The organism is Actinophytocola sp. KF-1 (assembly GCF_054661535.1).
In genome coordinates this window covers 336,685-353,527 of sequence record NZ_BAAFVK010000006.1, presented here as the reverse complement: position 1 = coordinate 353,527, position 16,843 = coordinate 336,685, and the positions used below count along the sequence as shown (strand labels likewise).

Annotated in this window: 14 protein-coding genes; 10 read left to right on the top strand and 4 right to left on the bottom strand. The window is 69.7% G+C overall.

What is annotated here, in order from left to right:
• Nucleotides 1–59: 59 nt before the first annotated feature.
• Both ACYQ77_RS20445 and ACYQ77_RS20440 read left to right on the top strand, forming a co-directional pair.
• Nucleotides 60–3,020, top strand: a complete 2,961-nt coding sequence (locus ACYQ77_RS20445; RefSeq protein ID WP_459713561.1) for a transglycosylase domain-containing protein — start codon at nt 60–62, stop codon at nt 3,018–3,020.
• 87 nt (nt 3,021–3,107) lie between these two features.
• Complete coding sequence (locus ACYQ77_RS20440; RefSeq protein WP_459713560.1) at nt 3,108–4,697, top strand: glycosyltransferase family 87 protein; 1,590 nt, start codon at nt 3,108–3,110, stop codon at nt 4,695–4,697.
• A gap of 851 nt (nt 4,698–5,548) precedes the next feature.
• Here the strand turns inward: ACYQ77_RS20440 and ACYQ77_RS20435 are convergent.
• Genes ACYQ77_RS20435 through ACYQ77_RS20425 form a run of 3 tightly spaced genes read right to left on the bottom strand, consistent with a single transcriptional unit; the run spans nt 5,549 to nt 8,286 of the window.
• A complete protein-coding gene (locus tag ACYQ77_RS20435; RefSeq protein WP_459713558.1) occupies nt 5,549–6,040 on the bottom strand; it encodes a hypothetical protein in 492 nt (163 codons plus the stop codon).
• A 24-nt stretch (nt 6,041–6,064) separates the two neighbouring features.
• Nucleotides 6,065–7,519 (bottom strand): glycosyltransferase family 87 protein, encoded by a 1,455-nt coding sequence (locus ACYQ77_RS20430; RefSeq protein WP_459713557.1) that lies wholly within the window; start codon nt 7,517–7,519, stop codon nt 6,065–6,067.
• Entirely contained in the window at nt 7,516–8,286 is a 771-nt protein-coding gene (locus ACYQ77_RS20425; RefSeq protein WP_459713556.1) for a deoxyribonuclease IV, read from the bottom strand. The genes ACYQ77_RS20430 and ACYQ77_RS20425 overlap by 4 nt, the downstream gene beginning before the upstream one ends.
• A gap of 190 nt (nt 8,287–8,476) precedes the next feature.
• Here ACYQ77_RS20425 and ACYQ77_RS20420 point away from each other — a divergent pair, with 190 nt between their 5' ends.
• From ACYQ77_RS20420 to ACYQ77_RS20385, 8 genes are all read left to right on the top strand, one after another.
• Nucleotides 8,477–9,493 (top strand): hypothetical protein, encoded by a 1,017-nt coding sequence (locus ACYQ77_RS20420; RefSeq protein ID WP_459713555.1) that lies wholly within the window; start codon nt 8,477–8,479, stop codon nt 9,491–9,493.
• A gap of 73 nt (nt 9,494–9,566) precedes the next feature.
• Entirely contained in the window at nt 9,567–9,863 is a 297-nt protein-coding gene (gene rpsF / locus ACYQ77_RS20415; RefSeq protein ID WP_459713553.1) for a 30S ribosomal protein S6, read from the top strand.
• A gap of 16 nt (nt 9,864–9,879) precedes the next feature.
• Nucleotides 9,880–10,371 (top strand): single-stranded DNA-binding protein, encoded by a 492-nt coding sequence (locus ACYQ77_RS20410; RefSeq protein ID WP_459713552.1) that lies wholly within the window; start codon nt 9,880–9,882, stop codon nt 10,369–10,371.
• A gap of 42 nt (nt 10,372–10,413) precedes the next feature.
• Nucleotides 10,414–10,668, top strand: coding sequence for a 30S ribosomal protein S18 (gene rpsR / locus ACYQ77_RS20405; protein ID WP_396108879.1), 255 nt, complete (start codon nt 10,414–10,416; stop codon nt 10,666–10,668).
• Nucleotides 10,669–10,682: 14 nt separating this feature from the next.
• Entirely contained in the window at nt 10,683–11,135 is a 453-nt protein-coding gene (rplI, locus tag ACYQ77_RS20400) for a 50S ribosomal protein L9 (RefSeq protein ID WP_459713550.1), read from the top strand.
• A gap of 398 nt (nt 11,136–11,533) precedes the next feature.
• Nucleotides 11,534–13,801, top strand: a complete 2,268-nt coding sequence (gene dnaB / locus ACYQ77_RS20395) for a replicative DNA helicase (protein ID WP_459713973.1) — start codon at nt 11,534–11,536, stop codon at nt 13,799–13,801.
• Between the two features lie 43 nt (nt 13,802–13,844).
• Nucleotides 13,845–14,423: an SLATT domain-containing protein gene (locus ACYQ77_RS20390; protein WP_459713549.1), complete on the top strand. Its 579-nt coding sequence runs from the start codon at nt 13,845–13,847 to the stop codon at nt 14,421–14,423.
• Nucleotides 14,420–15,712, top strand: a complete 1,293-nt coding sequence (locus tag ACYQ77_RS20385) for a nucleotide-binding domain-containing protein (protein WP_459713547.1) — start codon at nt 14,420–14,422, stop codon at nt 15,710–15,712. The genes ACYQ77_RS20390 and ACYQ77_RS20385 overlap by 4 nt, the downstream gene beginning before the upstream one ends.
• On the opposite strand, the gene ACYQ77_RS20380 is transcribed toward ACYQ77_RS20385, so the two are convergent.
• Nucleotides 15,709–16,818 carry an FAD-dependent oxidoreductase gene (locus tag ACYQ77_RS20380; protein ID WP_459713546.1) on the bottom strand — a complete coding sequence of 370 codons (1,110 nt, stop codon included), beginning with the start codon at nt 16,816–16,818 and terminating at the stop codon, nt 15,709–15,711. The two genes, ACYQ77_RS20385 and ACYQ77_RS20380, sit on opposite strands and share 4 nt — an antisense overlap.
• Nucleotides 16,819–16,843 lie beyond the last annotated feature (25 nt).

Below are 16,843 nucleotides of genomic sequence, written 5' to 3'. Positions count from 1 at the left end.
CTGCCCTCGACCACCACGCGGCGTGCCCTGCCGTGCGTCGCTCTGGGAGGCCTGTTCACGTGAACGACCATCGCAACCACCGGTATCGCGAGGGCGAGCCGGCATGGCCGACTGGTGACAAACCGCACTCGCGAGGGAAGCGGGGAGAGGAAGCACAGGAGCGCACCGGCTTCTGGAGCCCCCTCTGGGAAGACGACGACGAGCCCGCCCGCCCGGCCAACGGGCACGCGAACGGGCACTCGAACGGACGTCCCCGGCACGAGGCAGCGAGCAACGGCCGCTCCGGCGGCAGCCACGCCCGCCGGGACGACGGCCCGCAGTGGCCGGGCGCCGACAACAACGGCGGTGGCGAGCACCGCTGGCCGGACGCCGAGCCACCCGCGCCCGCCCGGCCGCCCGCACCGCCGCGCCCCGCGCCGCGTTCGTCCGGCCCCGTCGCGTGGCCGAGCGCGGAATCCGGCACGCCCGGCGGCCGCCGTCCCGGTGGCCCGCACACGCCGCCGCCCGGCCCGAACGGCTTCCCGAACGGCGCCCCCGGCCCGAACGGCGCACCCGGCCCCGCCGGTGCCCGCCCGCCCGGCGGTCCCGGTCAGGCGACCCGCGTGGTCCGCCCGCGTCCCGCAGGCCCGCCGCGCCCCGGCATGGCCCCGCCCGGCGCCGTCCCCGACGGTCCGACGGAGCTGCTGCCGCCCGTGCACCGCGGCACCGGCCCCGAGCCCGAGCTGCTGACGCACCGCGAGCCGGACTACGACGAGGACCTCAACGACGATCCGGACCTCTACTACGACGACGACGAGGACCGGCCGCTCAGCGACGACGACCGCAGGCGCAGGCGGAAGAAGATCTGGCGCCGCGTGCGGCGCACCGGCTACGTGCTGACCGCGCTCGGCATCATCACGCCGATCATCGGGTTCTTCGTCGCCTACCAGATGGTCGAGGTGCCCGACGCGCAGGCGGTCGCCGACAAGCAGGGCCAGGTCGTGACCCTGACCTACTCGAAGGGGTCCGGCGGCAAGCTGCTGTCGCAGATCCTGCCTCCCGGCGGCAACCGCCGGATGGTGACGTACGAGCAGATCCCGGACACGATCAAGCACGCCGTGTACGCCGCGGAGGACGCCGAGTTCGAGACCAACCCCGGCTTCGACATCGGCGGTGTGCTCCGCGCCGGCTACAACCAGGTCACCGGCGGCGCCGGTGGTGGTTCCACGATCACCCAGCAGTACATCAAGCAGGCCACCGGCGACGACGAGGCAAGCGGGCTCGGGGGTTACTCCCGCAAGGCCGTCGAGGTCGTCAAGGCCTACAAGATGAACAACACGTACACCAAGCGCCAGATCCTCACGTCGTACCTGAACACCATCTACTTCGGGCGCAGCGCGTGGGGCATCGCCGCCGCGGCGAAGGCCTGGTTCGGCGTCGACGACCTCAACAAGGTCACGCCGTCACAGGCCGCGCTGCTCGCGGGCATGATCCAGCGCCCGGGCCAGGACGGCGAGGACAAGGAGGACGTCGCCTACCAGAACCGGCGCTGGAAGTTCGTGATGGACCAGATGCTGGACAAGGGGTGGGTCACCGCCGAGGAGCGCAAGGCCGCGACGTTCCCCAAGCTGATCCCGAAGGACAAGGCACGGCCGAAGGCCATCACCGGTCCCGGCGCGCACATCCAGGCGGCCGTCCTCGAGGAGGCCGAGGCGGCGGGCTACCCGCTGAAGGAGCTGCAGCAGCGGGGCTACCGGATCCAGACGACGATCCACCAGGGCGCCCAGAAGATGGCCCAGGAGGCCATCAACGAGGTGATGAAGGACCAGCCGAAGAACCTGTTCCCGGGCATGGTCGTGATCAACCCGAAGGACGGGTCCGTGCTCGCCTACTACGGCGGCAAGGACGGCATGGGTCTCGACTGGGCGAAGGCGCGGCAGGAGCCGGGTTCGTCGTTCAAGCCGTTCGACCTGGTCGCGCTGCTCGAGAAGGGCAAGGGCCTCAACGACACCTACGACGGCCGGACCGACCGGATCTTCGACGGCCGCAAGGTCCGCAACTCCGGCGGCGCGTCCTGCGGTGAGCACTGCACGGTCGCCGAGGCGATGAAGCGGTCGATCAACACCGTGTTCTACGACATCGCCCTGAACGAGGTCACCACGAAGAAGGTCGCGGCAGCGGCCGCGCAGGCGGGCATCACCTCGCCGCTGGAGGGCGAGAACGGCGGCGCGCCGGACGCCAACATCTCCATCGGTGGTGGTAAGACGCTGGTCAGCACGTACGAGATGGCCTCGGCCTACGCGACGTTCGCCTCCGGCGGCATCTACCACAAGCCGCACATGATCGAGGCCATCCTCGGCCCCGACGGCAAGACGGTGTGGAAGCCGGACCAGGCGACGATCGACGGCAAGCAGGCGTTCGACCAGGACCCGGAGAAGAACCGGCAGATCGCGCGGAACGTCACCGAGTCGCTCCTGCCGATCCCCGAGTACTCCCACATCCCGTGCGACGACGGCCGCCAGTGCGCGGGCAAGACCGGCACGCACCAGTTCGGTGCCACCGAGGACAACGCCAAGGCCTGGATGGTCGGCTACACCCCGCAGGTGTCGACCGCGGTGTCGCTCGCGGCGGAGGAGAACCGCAAGCAGGTGCCGTTGAAGGACGCCGACGGCGACATCATCTACGGCTCCGGTCTGCCGGGGAAGATCTGGCAGAAGTTCATGAACAAGTGGCTCAAGGGCGCCGAGAAGATGACCTTCGGCCAGTTCGAGCCGATCGGCAAGGCCGAACCGGAACACAACGACGAGGGCGACAACGACAACAAGCCGTCGGACAACCGCCCGTCGGACAACCGCCCATCGGGCAACCGGCCGACCGACCACAAGCCGACGGACGACAAGCCGACGGACCCGACCGACACGACCACCACCGACCCGACGACCACCGACCCCTCGGATCCGGACGACCCGGGTGGCCCGGTGATCCCGCCCATCGGCGGCGGCGGCGGTGGCGGCGGCGGCGGATCGCCGGCAGGCAACTGACGACAGAGGCCCCCGAGCGGGGCCTCTGTCCGTTTCCGGGGAGAGGTGCGCGGCCGGACGATCACCGGGCCCCGTAGCATCGCGGCCGTGCCAGGCGAGACGGAGCCAGACAAGGTGGCGGACGACGCGCCGACCGGGACGGGCGACGTCAGCGACACCGCGACACTCGGCCCGGCCGAGCGGGTGATCCCGACGTGGACGGAACCGCTGGCACGCGCGGGCAGCGCCCCGATCGGCGGCCCGCTGGGCGTCCACGCCGTGATCGGCAGGCACTGGTTCTGGACGCCGCTGCGGGTGGCGCTGCTGATCGCGATCATCGGCCTGACGATCGGCTGGTTCGGCAAGGCCGCGTGCGTGCAGCAGTACTACAACGAGGACGCGAAGCAGCTGGAGCTGGACTGGCGGTCGAACCGCCCGTTCACCGCCATGTGCTACTCGGACATCATCCCGCTGTACTCCGCGGAACAGCTGGACAAGGGCGGCTTCCCGTACAAGACCAGCTGGTACGACGACGAGGGCAAGCCGACGCAGCACGAGCGCTGGATGGAGTACCCGGTGCTGACCGGCCTCTTCCAGTGGGTGAACGCGAAGCTCACCGACGGCTGGCTGAAGATCGCGGACGCCGGCTGGCTCCCCACCGGCCTCGCCGTCACCGTGTTCTTCGACATCTCCGCCTTCTGGCTCGCGCTGGCGTGGCTGGTGACGATCTGGGCCGTCACGAGAACCGCTCGCCGCCGCCCGTGGGACGCCGCGCTCATCGCCGCGTCACCACTGGTGATGGTGCACGCGTTCACGAACTTCGACACCCTGGCCACGGCGTGCGCCGCCACCGCGCTGCTGGCATGGGCGCGGCAACGCCCGCTCCTGGCAGGCGTGCTGCTGGGCATCGGCGGCGCGGCGAAGCTCTACCCGCTGTTCCTGCTGGGCGCGCTGCTCGTGCTGTGCCTGAGAGCCGGGCGGATGCGTGCCTTCTGGACCACCACGGCGGCCGCGCTTCTGACGTGGGCGGTGGTGAACCTGCCGATAGCCGTGCTCTACCCGAGGGGCTGGTGGGAGTTCTTCCACCGCAACAGCCTCCGCGGCGCGGACCCGGACTCGATCTACAACGTGATCGCCCAGTTCACCGGCTGGCAGGGCTTCGACGGCCCACTCGCGTTCGGCGAGACCCCGGCCGTGCTGAACGCGGTGACGGCGGTGCTGTTCCTGGCGTGCTGCGCGGGCATCGCGTTCGTCGCGTTGCACGCCCCGACCCGCCCCCGGGTGGCGCAACTGGCGTTCCTGATCGTGGCGGCGTTCCTGGTCACCAACAAGGTGTGGAGCCCGCAGTACTCGCTGTGGCTGGTCCCGCTGGCAGCGCTCGCACTCCCGAGGTGGCGCCTGCTACTGGGCTGGATGACGCTCGACGCGCTCGTCTGGGCCCCGAGAATGATGTTCTACCTGGGCGACGACAAGAAGGGCCTGCCGATCGACTGGTTCCTGTCGTTCGTCGTGCTCCGGGACCTCGCGGTGCTGGGCCTGTGCGCCCTGATCATCCACGAGATCTACCGCCCCGCTAAGGACCTGGTCCGCGCGACGGGAGAGGACGACCCGGCGGGCGGCGTGCTCGACGGCGCCCAGGACAAGGTGGTCCTGAAAGGTAGGCGGGGCCGTCGGGAGGAAGAGGAAGTCCCGGCGTGAGGGCGGCCTCCGGCCCCCTCGAACCACGCTACCGGACGCCGCTGACATTCCGGCGGGACAAGCGCCGGTCTGTGGACAACCCACCCTGCTGTGGACAACCCCGCCACGAGCGACCGGGAATGTCACCCCCGGCCCGTACGCTGGCAACCGGGGGCCGGAGGCCACCGGTGGCTGGATGATCAAGGGTGAGCCGAGGGAATCAGGCCCGCGCCCGGAGCCGACAACACCGGCATCGAGGACAACCGCGGAACGCGGCCGAAGGCCAACCACGGCAAGGCAAACCCGCGCAGAGTCGACGCCGACCCACCGCAACGGGGACCACGCCACGAAGTCGACGCGCCACCGGTCTTGGTGAAATCGCCCGAGGTCGAAGGTCCACCCCGAACAAGGCACAGACCTACTGCGGACCGAGCCTGACCACCCGCGCGGCAACCACCGACCAAGCCGCAGCCCCGACGAAGCGAACCGCCGAGGCCGGAAGCCCGGCCCGCCTGCGACCCAACGTGGCCGCGAGAGCCACCCCACACGTCGGCCCTGGATGGCAGGCAGACACGGACACCAGTCCTTGCCAAACCAACCCCGTGTCTGCCCCCTGCCATCCCGGAGACCTGCCTCTCCGGCGAGGAGGCCCGTCCGGCGAAGACCCCACAGAGAGAAACACCCTGTGGACAACTAGCCGACCTGTGGACAACTCCAGGAACCGGCCGACCCGCCGGCACCGAGAACCCACACGCCGTCACTCAGCGAAAACCCTTGCCCCGCAACGACAGGCCTGGCCTCCGGCCCCCGGTCACCACGCTACCGGAGGCCACCGACAGTCCCGGCGAACCAACGAGCGTCCTGTGGACAACTCAGCGAGTGCGGAGCTTCAACCGCCCATCGGCAGCGGCCAGCACCTCATCCAGCAGCCCATCCGCGGACAACGGCTGCAACCGCCTGCGCATTGCGTTGAAGTACTGCTCACCCGGCCACCACACGGCCGCCAGCACCAGCGTGCCGAACAACCCGGTCAACAACACCCCGCGCTCCCGCCCCGCGAACGCGATGACCAGGCCGGACAGCACCGGCAGTTCCGTCACCGGCAGGCGGTAGAGCACCGTCTTCGACAGCCACACGTGGATCTGGTCGCGGGTGGGGCGTCGCTTCGGGGTGATCACCGGGTCGACGAACAGCATCATCACCAGGAAGCCCGCCGCGCCCAGCAGCAGTGGGATCAGCGCCGCGCCCGTGATGCCCAGTGTGGCGTCCGGGAGGGCGAACAGTCCCACGACGCACACGCCCACCGAGGACGCCAGCACCGCGCCCGCCAGGACGCTCGCGTCCGTGCCCTCCGCTGCCGCCATGCGCGCATGTAAGGGCAGCACCACTCAGACTGTCAAGCGGTCCCGTTCGAACGTCTCCTTCGCGGACAGGAACGCGAAGAACAGCGCCACCAGCAGCGCCGCCCTGCCCCACACGCCGATCATCACCGCCTGGGCCGCGAAGCCGTCGAAGATGTCGCCGCCGTGCTTGTCGTAGAAGATCTCGTAGTACCAGCGGAAGATGCCGATGCCCATCGCCAGGTCGGCCACCAGGTACGCGAAGATCCAGCCCCCCCGCACGCGCAGCAGCACGAACATGGGGATGAGCCACAGCGTGTACTGCGGCGAGTGGACCTTGTGCAGCAGCAGGAACCCGCACAGCATGGCCGCCGACACCGGCACCCACGGGTACGTCCCCTCGCGCTGGTACCTGGCCCAGCCGATCGCGCACGCCACGACGAACGACATGAGCATGAGCACCGGTGACAGGACCCCGATCAGCTCCTGCACCGGCACGTTGTCCGGGTTGGAGCTGGGCCGCAGCCCCCAGAACCAGATCGAGTTCGTCGTGATGTCGGCCTTGCGCAGCAGCTGGAACGTGAACGACGCGCGCCAGCCCTCGAAGCCGGCCACCATGAACGGCACGTTCACGACCACCGCGGTGCCGAGCGCCGTGACCGCGACGCGCAGCGCGCCCTTCCAGTCCGGGCCCGGCCGGCCGTCGAACTCACCGCCGCCGCGGCCGCCGGTGAGCACGTAGAGCATCAGCGGCAGCACGAAGATCGCCGGGTACACCTTGAACGCGAACCCGAGCCCCAGCAGCACGGCCGCGACCGTCGCGCGGGTCAGCAGCGGGCGGTCGGCGCCGCGCTTGCCCCACCCCTGGTGCACGACGTAGAACGCCGCCGTCGCGCACAGGACGACCGGCAGCTCCCAGTTGTGGAACGCGTACATCACGAGCGGCGGGCCGATCGCCCACAGCAGCGCGCGCCACCCCGACATGCGGCCGAGCAGCCACGCCGTGGCCAGGCCGAACGGGGCGAGCAGCAGCGCGGAGTAGAGCAGGAACTCGGCGTCCGTGCCGGCCGGGATGGCCGACGCCCAGATGAACACGCCGGTCAGCACCGGGTACTCGACGACACCGCCGACCGGCTGGCCCTCGTCGGTGAGGCTGCCGTGGACGTACGGGAACACGTGCCGGTCGATGTCCCGGCCGATCCACAGGGTCTGGATGTCCGAGTAGCAGACGTCCTCGTAGCGGCGCTTGTCGAAGTCGGGCTGGCTGCGGCCCCACTCGTCGAAGCGCGGGCCGGAGCAGCGGTCCTTGTTGACGAACCCGAGCACCAGCGTGATCCCGCACAGCACGGTCAGCAGGACCAGCCCGAGCGAGGTGAGACGGGCGCCGAGACCCGGCCGGTCGGCGGCGGCGTCCGCCGCCGCGCCCACCTCCTCGGGCACGTCGTCCTCTCCTGACCTCGGCTGCGACTCTGGTGCCGCCGCACCGGCCGGCACCGTGCTCACCGGCCCATGGCCTCACGCAGGTACGCGATGTCGTCGGCCTGCCCGTCCGCCGGGGTCTCCACCACGACGGGCGCGCCTGCCTCCCTGACCACGGCGGCGAGCTGTTCGGCATCGATCATGCCAGTCGCGATGTTGGCGTGCCGGTCCCGTGAGGACCCGAACTCGTCGCGTGAGCTGTTGAGGTGCACCAGGTCGATGCGGCCGGTGATGGCCTTGACCCGCTCGACGATGCCGACCAGGTCCTCACCGGCGGCGAACGCGTGGCAGGTGTCCAGGCAGAAACCCGCGCCGAACTCGCCCACCTCGTCCCACAGCCGGGCCAGCATGTCGAAACCGCGGGCCATGGCGTTGTCGCCGCCCGCGGTGTTCTCGATGAGGATCGGCAGCGGGAAGCCGCCTGCCTCGGCCTGGCGCTCGAAGAACTTGCGCCAGTTGACCAGGCCCTCGGCCGGGTCGTCCTTCTGCGTGACGTGCCCGCCGTGCACGATCAGCCCCTTCGCCCCGGTCTTCGCCGCCGACTCGGCGTACTGGATGACCGTCTTGCGGGACGGGATGCGGATCCGGTTGTTCGTCGAGGCGATGTTCACCGGGTAGGGCGAGTGCACGAACACGTCGATGCCCGCCTCGCGCAGTGCGTCGGCCTGCGGGTGGGGCGGCTGTGCCTTCCAGCTCTGCGGGTCGCCGAGGAAGAACTGCACGACGTCCGCGTTGCGTTCCCGTGCGGCGCCGAGTGGGTCGTCGCTGTGGATGTGGGCGCCGATGCTCATGGCCCGCGAGCGTAGTCGGCCGGAACGAACACCAAGAGGAGGTGTCCGGCGTACGCCGGCCGAGTGGTCGGTTGCGCCGGATGGTGGAACGGACTCGTTCAGGTCACGGATTCGCCTGGTCACCGTCACCAACCCGGGTTACCGTCGTTGAATCCGTAGGTGTTACCGGCGAGTACCAGGAGGGACGGGCATGCGCACTCGCGTGAAGAGGCTTGCCGCCGCGATGGCACTCGTCCTGACCACGACCCTCACGGGTCTGCTGGCAGGCAGCGGGACCGCGACCGCGGCGGAGCCGATCGTCATCGGTTCCTGCGCCGCGTCGGTCCAGGGCCTGCCAGGTCAGCCGGTGTCCCTCGCGCCGGCGGCCGTGCTCGGGGTCGTGACCGACGCGGTGCGTGCCGTGCCGATCCTCGGTCCGCCGCTCGCGGGCGCCGCCGGCCAGGCGTTCGCCGCGCTGCCGCCCATCCCGCTCGGCGCCCTGCCGAACGGCGAGGGCTACATCACCGGCGGCACCATCGCGAACGCGGTCGTCGACCAGCTGTACAAGATCCCGCTGCTCGGGCCCGTGCTCGCGGCCGTGGTGAAGACCGTGCAGTCCGTGCTGACGCAGGCCTGCGGCGTGAGCGTCAAGGGCGTCAACGCGGTGTCCGCCCCCGTCCAGGACGGCGTGGACGCGGTCGCCGACGCGTCCGAGAACACCACCGCGAAGGTCATCGAGAGCCTCCCGGGCCTGCCCGGCGCCGGGGGCGGCGGTGGCACCGGCGGTGGTGGCGGCACCGAGACCCCGCCCGGCAACGGGACCGGCGGTGGCGGCACCGGCGGCGGCATGCCCGCGCCGAACCAGCCGCCGCTCGGCGGGCTGCCCGGCATCGGGCTCGACCTCTACCAGCCCGGCCTGTGGGACTTCGGCCGCTGGCCCATGGCCGACTACTCGAACATCCCGTTCGCCCGCGCCGGCCTGTGGGCGCCCGCCCCCGGCGTCCGGTACGGCGGTGGCGTGCCCGGGTACTCGCCGGAGTTCGGCATCGTCGGCGACACGCCGCCCGACGACGGCGTCTCCGTCGCGGGCCGCGCCGAGGCGATCAATCCGCCGGTCGGTCAGCGGGTCGAGTTCCCCGTGCTGCTCGCGGTGCTCGTGCTCTCGTGCGTGACGGCCGCGCTGGTCCGCACGTGGGTCCTCCGCAAGGCGCCGCGACCCGCCCTGTAGCCTGTTCAGCGCAAGACCCCTCCTGCCACGGAACGTCCGTGGCCGCCGAGTCCACAGGAGGTGAGTGGTCTTCATGCGTCATTACGAGGTCATGGTCATCCTCGATCCCACTCTGGACGAGCGGACCGTGCAGCCGACCCTCGACACCTTCCTCAACGTGATCCGCACTTCGGGCGGGAACGTGGAGAAGGTCGAGGTGTGGGGCAAGCGCCGTCTCTCGTTCGAGATCAAGAAGCACACCGAGGGCATCTACGCCGTGCTCGACGTGAACTCCGACCCCGACGCGGTCAAGGAGCTCGACCGCCAGCTGGGCCTCCAGGAGTCGGTGCTGCGGACTAAGGTCCTGCGGCGCGACACCGCGGGGGCCTGAAACCGGAGGTAACAACATGGCCGGCGACACGATCATCACCGTCATTGGCAACCTGACCGCGGACCCCGAGCTGCGCTTCACGCAGTCCGGCGCGGCGGTGGCCAACTTCACGGTGGCGTCGACACCGCGCACCCTCGACCGCCAGAGCGGCGAGTGGAAGGACGGCGAAGCCCTCTTCCTGCGGTGCAACATCTGGCGGCAGGCCGCGGAGAACGTGGCGGAGTCACTCACCCGTGGCGCCCGCGTCATCGTCAGCGGCCGGCTCAAGCAGCGGTCCTTCGAGACCCGTGAGGGCGAGAAGCGGACCGTCGTGGAGCTCGAGGTCGACGAGATCGGCCCCTCGCTGCGGTACGCCACCGCGAAGGTCAACAAGGTCGCCCGTGGTGGCGGCGGTGGTGGTGCGGGCGGTGGCGGCGGCTACGGCGGCGGTGCCCCGGCCGACGACCCGTGGGGTTCGGCCCCGCCCGCCGGTTCCGGCGGCGGGTTCTCGGACGAGCCGCCGTTCTGACCCTCAGCTTCTTTCGGATAGACCAGACTCAGGAGTAACACCGTGGCCAAGCCACCCATCCGCAAGCCGAAGAAGAAGGTTTGCGTTTTCTGCAAGGCGGACAAGAAGGCCAAGGCCAACTTGGACCAGATCGACTACAAGGACACCACGCTGCTGCGGAAGTACATCTCCGACCGCGGCAAGATCCGTGCCCGCCGGGTGACCGGCAACTGCAGCCAGCACCAGCGCGACGTCGCCATCGCGGTGAAGAACGCGCGGGAGATGGCTCTGCTGCCCTACACCTCGACCGCGCGCTGATCCGGGGAGTCACGATGAAGCTCATCCTCACCGCCGACGTGGCGGGTCTCGGTGGCCCCGGCGACATCGTCGAGGTCAAGGACGGCTACGGCCGCAACTACCTGCTGCCGCGTTCGCTCGCGATCGTCGCCTCCAAGGGCGCCGAGAAGCAGGTGCAGACCATCCGCCGTGCGCAGCAGGCCAGGGCCATCCGCGGCCTCGACCACGCGCAGGAGGTCAAGGCGGCGATCGAGAAGATCGCGCCGGTGCAGCTGAAGGCCAAGGCGGCCGCCGGTTCCGGCAAGCTGTTCGGTTCGGTCACCACGGCCGACGTCGTGTCGGCCGTCAAGGCCGCGGGCGGCCCGGTGCTGGACAAGCGTTCGGTCGAGCTGCCCGGTCACATCAAGACCGTCGGCAAGCACTCGGTCAACGTGCGCCTGCACCCCGAGGTCAACGTCGCGTTCAAGCTCGAGGTCACGGCCTCCTGAGCGGAGCTCGCGGAGCGAACATCGCTACCGGGCCCCGCGAGAGCAACGACGGAGAGTAGTCGTCAACTCGTCAGCCCCGTGTCGGGTCACCCAACTCGGCCGGGGCTGACGGGTGTCGGCGCCCCGTCCGACGACGACACGCCGAAGGCACGCCGCCTCACGACACGCCGGTCGGCGCCAGGTTAGTTTTTCCACAGCCTGTTCACAGCCCCTGAGCTGGGGTTTCTTTGGCGACGGCGCAAGCTGTCCCCAAGTTATCCCCAGGCATGGGGACCGCCTGTGACTGGTTGCCGCGAGGCATCCACACGCTGTCCACAAGGGTGTTTTGCGTGGACCGGGGCAGCCGCCTACGGTCCCTGTGGTCGCTCGCTCTGCGTGTGCCTTGCCGCTGAATGCTAATGTGGGATGTCGAACAGGTGTTCGACGGTCGAGGGGGTGTCCCGGTGGCTCTGACCGATGACCGCGCGCCCGCGCCGGGAGCGGAGGGCGGCAACGGGTTCGATCGGCAGCCCCCGCAGGACCTCACCGCGGAACAGAGCGTGCTCGGCGGCATGATGCTGTCCAAGGACGCGATCGCCGACGTCGTCGAGGTGCTCCGCCCCAACGACTTCTACCGGCCCGCGCACCAGCTGGTGTACGACTGCATCCTCGACCTGTACAGCCGCGGCGAGCCCGCCGACGCCGTGACCGTGGCCGCCGAGCTGGAGCGGCGCGGCGAGATCAGGCGGGTCGGCGGCGCCCCGTACCTGCACACGCTGATCGCGACCGTGCCGACCGCCGCGAACGCCGCCTTCTACGCGGAGATCGTCGCCGAGAAGGCGACGCTGCGCAGGCTCGTCGAGGCGGGCACCCGGATCGTGCAGCTCGGCTACGCGGGCGCCGAGGGCGCGGACCTCAACGAGATCGTGGACCGCGCGCAGGCGTCGATCTACGAGGTCACCGAACGCCGCACCACCGAGGACTACGTGGCGCTGGAGGAGCTGCTCCAGCCGACCATGGACGAGATCGACGCGATCGCCTCCCGCGGCGGCACCTCGCTCGGCGTGCCGACCGGCTTCGCCGACCTTGAGGCCGTCACCAACGGGCTGCACCCCGGCCAGATGATCATCGTCGCGGCGCGGCCCGGTATCGGCAAGGCGCTGGCCCTGGACACGCCGCTGGCGACCCCCACCGGCTGGACGACCATGGGCGCCGTCCAGGTCGGCGACCAGCTGATGGGGGCGGACGGCCGCCCGACCCGGGTCGTCGCCGCCACCGACGTGATGGTCGGCCGCCCGTGCTACGAGGTCGAGTTCTCCGACGGCACGGTCATCGTCGCCGACGCCCAGCACCAGTGGCTCACCGAGACCCGGGTGTCCCGCGGGGTGCGGACCACCGAGGAGATCGCCGCCGACCGGCCGCTGACCCACACCGTCCCGGACGCCGAGCCGCTGGACCTCCCGGAGCGCGAGCTGCCGCTGCCGCCGTACGCTCTGGGCGCCTGCCTCGGCGGGGTCACCGCGGCCGACCCGGAACTCGTCTGGCACATCGAGGACGAGGGACTGACCGTCGAGGCCGTCGGTGCGCTCGACCACGAGCGGATTCCCGCCGACTACCTGCGCGCGAGCGCGGCACAGCGGCGCGCGCTGCTCGCGGGGCTGCTCGACGCAGCCGGCACGGTCGACACGACGGGTGCCGTCCAGGTGCCGGTCGCCGACCGGTGGCTGGCCGAGGACGTCGGCGAGCTGCTCGTCAGCCTCGGGTACCGGTGCTCGCCGGCCGGCGGCCCCGGGTCGCACGTGATCACCTTCAGCACCGACGACGAGGTGTTCCGGGTCGAGCACAAGCGTCTCCTGCACAAGGAGCGCGGCCGGGCCGAGCACCGGGGCTCCCGGTACATCGTCGACGTGCGGCCGGTGCCGAGCACGCCCGTGCGGTGCGTCGAAGTCGACAACGACGACCACCTCTACCTGGCCGGCAGGGCGATGGTGCCCACGCACAACTCGACGCTGGGACTGGACTTCGCCAGGTCGTGCTCGGTCGCCCACGGCATGACCAGCGTCATCTTCTCGCTGGAGATGAGCCGGACCGAGATCGTCATGCGCATGCTGTCGGCCGAGGCGAAGATCCGGTTGCAGGACATGCGCGGTGGCCGCATGACCGACGACGACTGGACGCGGCTCGCGCGGCGGATGAGCGAGATCAGCGAGGCGCCGCTGTTCATCGACGACTCGCCGAACATGACGATGATGGAGATCCGGGCGAAGGCGCGGCGGCTCAAGCAGCGGCACGACCTCAAGCTGGTGGTGGTCGACTACATGCAGCTGATGACGTCCGGCAAGCGGGTCGAGTCCCGGCAGCAGGAGGTCTCGGAGTTCTCCCGCCAGCTCAAGCTGCTCGCCAAGGAGCTCGAGGTGCCGGTGGTCGCGATCAGCCAGCTGAACCGCGGTCCCGAACAGCGCACCGACAAGCGGCCGATGCTGTCCGACCTGCGTGAGTCCGGCTCCCTGGAGCAGGACGCCGACATGGTCATCCTGATCAACCGGCCGGACGCCTTCGAACGGGACGACCCACGCGCGGGCGAGGCGGACCTCATCCTGGCCAAGCACCGCGCCGGCCCCACGGCGACGATCACCGTGGCCCACCAGCTGCACTACAGCCGCTTCGCCGACCTCGCCCAGTCGTGACTCAGCCGCGTGAGGGTTCGTGGTGACAGAGCCAGCAGCCAACGTGGAGCGAGAGGAGTACCTGCTCGCGCAGGTCCGCGAGGCGTTCGGCCGAGTGGTCTACAGCCACAAGACCCACGAGAAGCAAGCGGACATCTGCTTCGGGAGATACCGGTGGCAGCAGGGTGTGCTGGTTGCTTTCACGGCTGTAAGCACCGGCACGTTCCTCGTGTCCGTGCTCGGCATGCTGGGCAACCAGGTTCTGACCAGCCTCGCGACGTCGTTCATCGCCCTCGTCGTCAGCGCACTGAGCCTGGCCTCCAAGAGCTTCAAGTTCAGCGAGGAGTCTGAGGCTCACCGCAAAATCGCCTCGCGGCTGTGGGACGTACGCGAGTCGTACCTGTCGTTGATCGCAGATCTGATGTCCGGCGCGACGGCGCCCGCGGATGCTCGTGTGCGCCGTGCCGAGCTCCAGGAGGCCACGCGTGCGGCTTACGCCGACGCGCCCCGGACCACGTCCAAGGCTTACGGCCGGGCGCAGGACGGGCTCAAGAACAACGAGGAGATGACCTTCACCTCCCGTGAGATCGACCTGTTCCTCCCAGAGGCGCTTCGTCTGAACGAAGGTGAGGCGGGACGATGAAGGTGGACGAGATCTTCGATGCCCTGCTCGAGAATCTGAAGGTGGGCGATGCCAGCATCTCCGTCGCCGCACGTCGCGACGAGATCACGAAGGCGTTGAACAAGGACTTCCGTTCGGTCGAGGGCTCCACAGCGAATCGGCTCATGGTCGGCTCCTACGGCCGGCACACTGCGATCCGCGGCGTCTCGGACCTGGACATGATCTACATCCTCCCAGCCAGCCTCCGCTCGAGCTACAGCAGCGAGACGGGACCGCGGAGGACGCTCAACCGTGTTCGGGACGTCCTTACCGCGCGGTACCCGAACACCGACATACGCGTCGACCAATGTGTCGTGCGTGTGCAGTTCACAAGCAACAAATTCAAGTTCGAGGTGCAGCCGGCATTCGAGAACAACGATGGCAGCTTCGACTACCCCGACACGAAGGCCGAGGGCTGGAAGGTCACCAAGCCGCGCGAGGAGATCGCTGCGACGAAGGACTGCAACGACCGTACGTCGACGAACATGCGCCACCTCGCTCGGACGGCCCGGGCGTGGAAGGACACGAACGGCGTGGTGATGGGTGGCCTGCTCATCGACACGCTCGTCGACCGTTTCTTCTCGGCCACGTCCGAGTATGACGACAAGGGGAGCCTCTGGTTCGACTTCATGGTCAGGGACTTCTTCGAGTTCCTCATGAACGAGCCGGTCAAGGACTACTACCTCGCGCTGGGAAGCAAACAGCGGGTTAACGTGAAGAAGCGGTTCCAAACGAAGGCGAAGAAGGCGTACAGCCACTGCCTCGAGGCCATCGCCAACCAGGGCACCGCTTCCGCGAACAAGAAATGGCGAGTGGTGTTCGGGTCGGCGGTTCCGCTGGAGGTCACCGAGTCCGCCCGCTCGTTCAAGGACACCGAGGAGTTCATCGAGAGCAGGTACCCCGTCGACATCAGTGATTCGCTCGCGATCGACTGCAAGGTCACACAGAACGGATGGCGAACGGCGTCACTCCGGGAGATGCTCAAGCACAAGGCCTTGCTGCTCCCCAACAGGGAACTCGACTTCACCATCACCGAGTGCAGCGTCTCGTACCCGTATGAGGTGAGGTGGAAGGTGCTGAACCGCGGAGACGAGGCCGAGCGTCGGAACACCATCCGCGGGGAGATCATCTCGCCCAATCGTGCCGGCAACGCTCGACACGAGCGGACCAGCTTCCGTGGCGAACATGTCGTCGAGTGCTACATCATCAAGGACGGGATCGTGGTCGCACGGGACGTCATCGACGTGCCGATCAGGACCAGCGCCGCTTAGGACGGCCGGAAGAACGCGAGCATCCGCCTGCTCGCGTCCGGCAGTGTCAGGAGTTCCTGCACCCGCGCGGACTGCCTGCCCACGGCGCTGGTGCGTTCGAACATCTCCTGTTCGTACTCCTTCACGGCGGCCGGGTAGTCGTCCCGGCGGGCCGCGAGTGCGCGGCCGAGCACCGCGCCGTCCAGCAGCGCCATGTTGGCGCCTTCTCCCACCGGCGGCATCAGGTGCGCGGCGTCGCCGACCAGGGTGACGTCCGGCCGTGACGGCCAGGTCAGGCCGACCGGGAGCGTGGTGATCGACCGGGGCACGACCGTGTCGTCGCAGGCCGCGATCAGCGCGGTGAACCGCGGGTCCCAGCCTGCGAACAGCTCGATCAGCCGTGCGCGGGCGGCGGCGGGGTCGTCGAACGGGATCTCGCTGGTGGTGAACCAGTCCGCCGGGGTGTTGTAGAAGTTGAGGCCGATGCGCACGCGGCCGTCGCCGTTGCGTTGCGCGGCCAGGGACTGCCCGTCGCCGAGCACCCAGTAGTTGCCGCGGCCGACCATCGCCGCGAGGTCGGGGTGGGTGCGGTCGATGTCGGGGATGCCGAGTTCGACGGCGTTGTGGCCGGTGTGCACCGGTGTCGCGGCGGTGAGCAGGGGGCGGATCCGGGAGTTCGCGCCGTCCGCGCCGACGAGCAGGTCGTACGTCGCGGTGCTGCCGTCGGCGAAACGCAGCACGCCGTCGGCGGCGGACTCGACGGCGTGGCCCCACCGCACCGTGTGGGCCGGGAGCGAGTCCAGCAGCAGGTCGCGCAGGTCGGCGCGGTCGACCTCGGGGCGCAGGAGCGGCGCGTCGTCGGGTGTGTCCTCCCGCAGCAGCAGGGTGCCGTCCGGTTCCAGGAGCCGCATGTCCTGGCCTTCGCCGCGGGCGATGGCGAAGAACTCGTCGATCAGGCCTGCCTCGCGCAGCGCCTCCTGACCGGAGTGGATGTCGAGCATGCCCCCCTGGTCACGGGCCCCGCGCGACGGTTCCCGTTCGTAGACGACGGCGGCGACGCCGTGCACGTGCAGTACGCGGGCGAGTGCCAGCCCGCCCATCCCGGCGCCCACGATGGCGATGGTCATGGCGTCCTCCGATACGTCGTATCTG

Bases quoted from the DNA above. Each gene is read 5' to 3' on its own strand.
- ACYQ77_RS20410 (WP_459713552.1), top strand. From the start codon at position 9,880: ATGGCCGGCGACACGATCATCACCGTCATTGGCAACCTGACCGCGGAC.
- ACYQ77_RS20420 (WP_459713555.1), top strand. From the start codon at position 8,477: ATGCGCACTCGCGTGAAGAGGCTTGCCGCCGCGATGGCACTCGTCCTG.
- rplI (WP_459713550.1), top strand. From the start codon at position 10,683: ATGAAGCTCATCCTCACCGCCGACGTGGCGGGTCTCGGTGGCCCCGGC.
- ACYQ77_RS20385 (WP_459713547.1), top strand. From the start codon at position 14,420: ATGAAGGTGGACGAGATCTTCGATGCCCTGCTCGAGAATCTGAAGGTG.
- ACYQ77_RS20425 (WP_459713556.1), bottom strand. From the start codon at position 8,286: ATGAGCATCGGCGCCCACATCCACAGCGACGACCCACTCGGCGCCGCA.
- ACYQ77_RS20380 (WP_459713546.1), bottom strand. From the start codon at position 16,818: ATGACCATCGCCATCGTGGGCGCCGGGATGGGCGGGCTGGCACTCGCC.
- dnaB (WP_459713973.1), top strand. From the start codon at position 11,534: ATGTGGGATGTCGAACAGGTGTTCGACGGTCGAGGGGGTGTCCCGGTG.
- rpsF (WP_459713553.1), top strand. From the start codon at position 9,567: ATGCGTCATTACGAGGTCATGGTCATCCTCGATCCCACTCTGGACGAG.
- ACYQ77_RS20435 (WP_459713558.1), bottom strand. From the start codon at position 6,040: ATGGCGGCAGCGGAGGGCACGGACGCGAGCGTCCTGGCGGGCGCGGTG.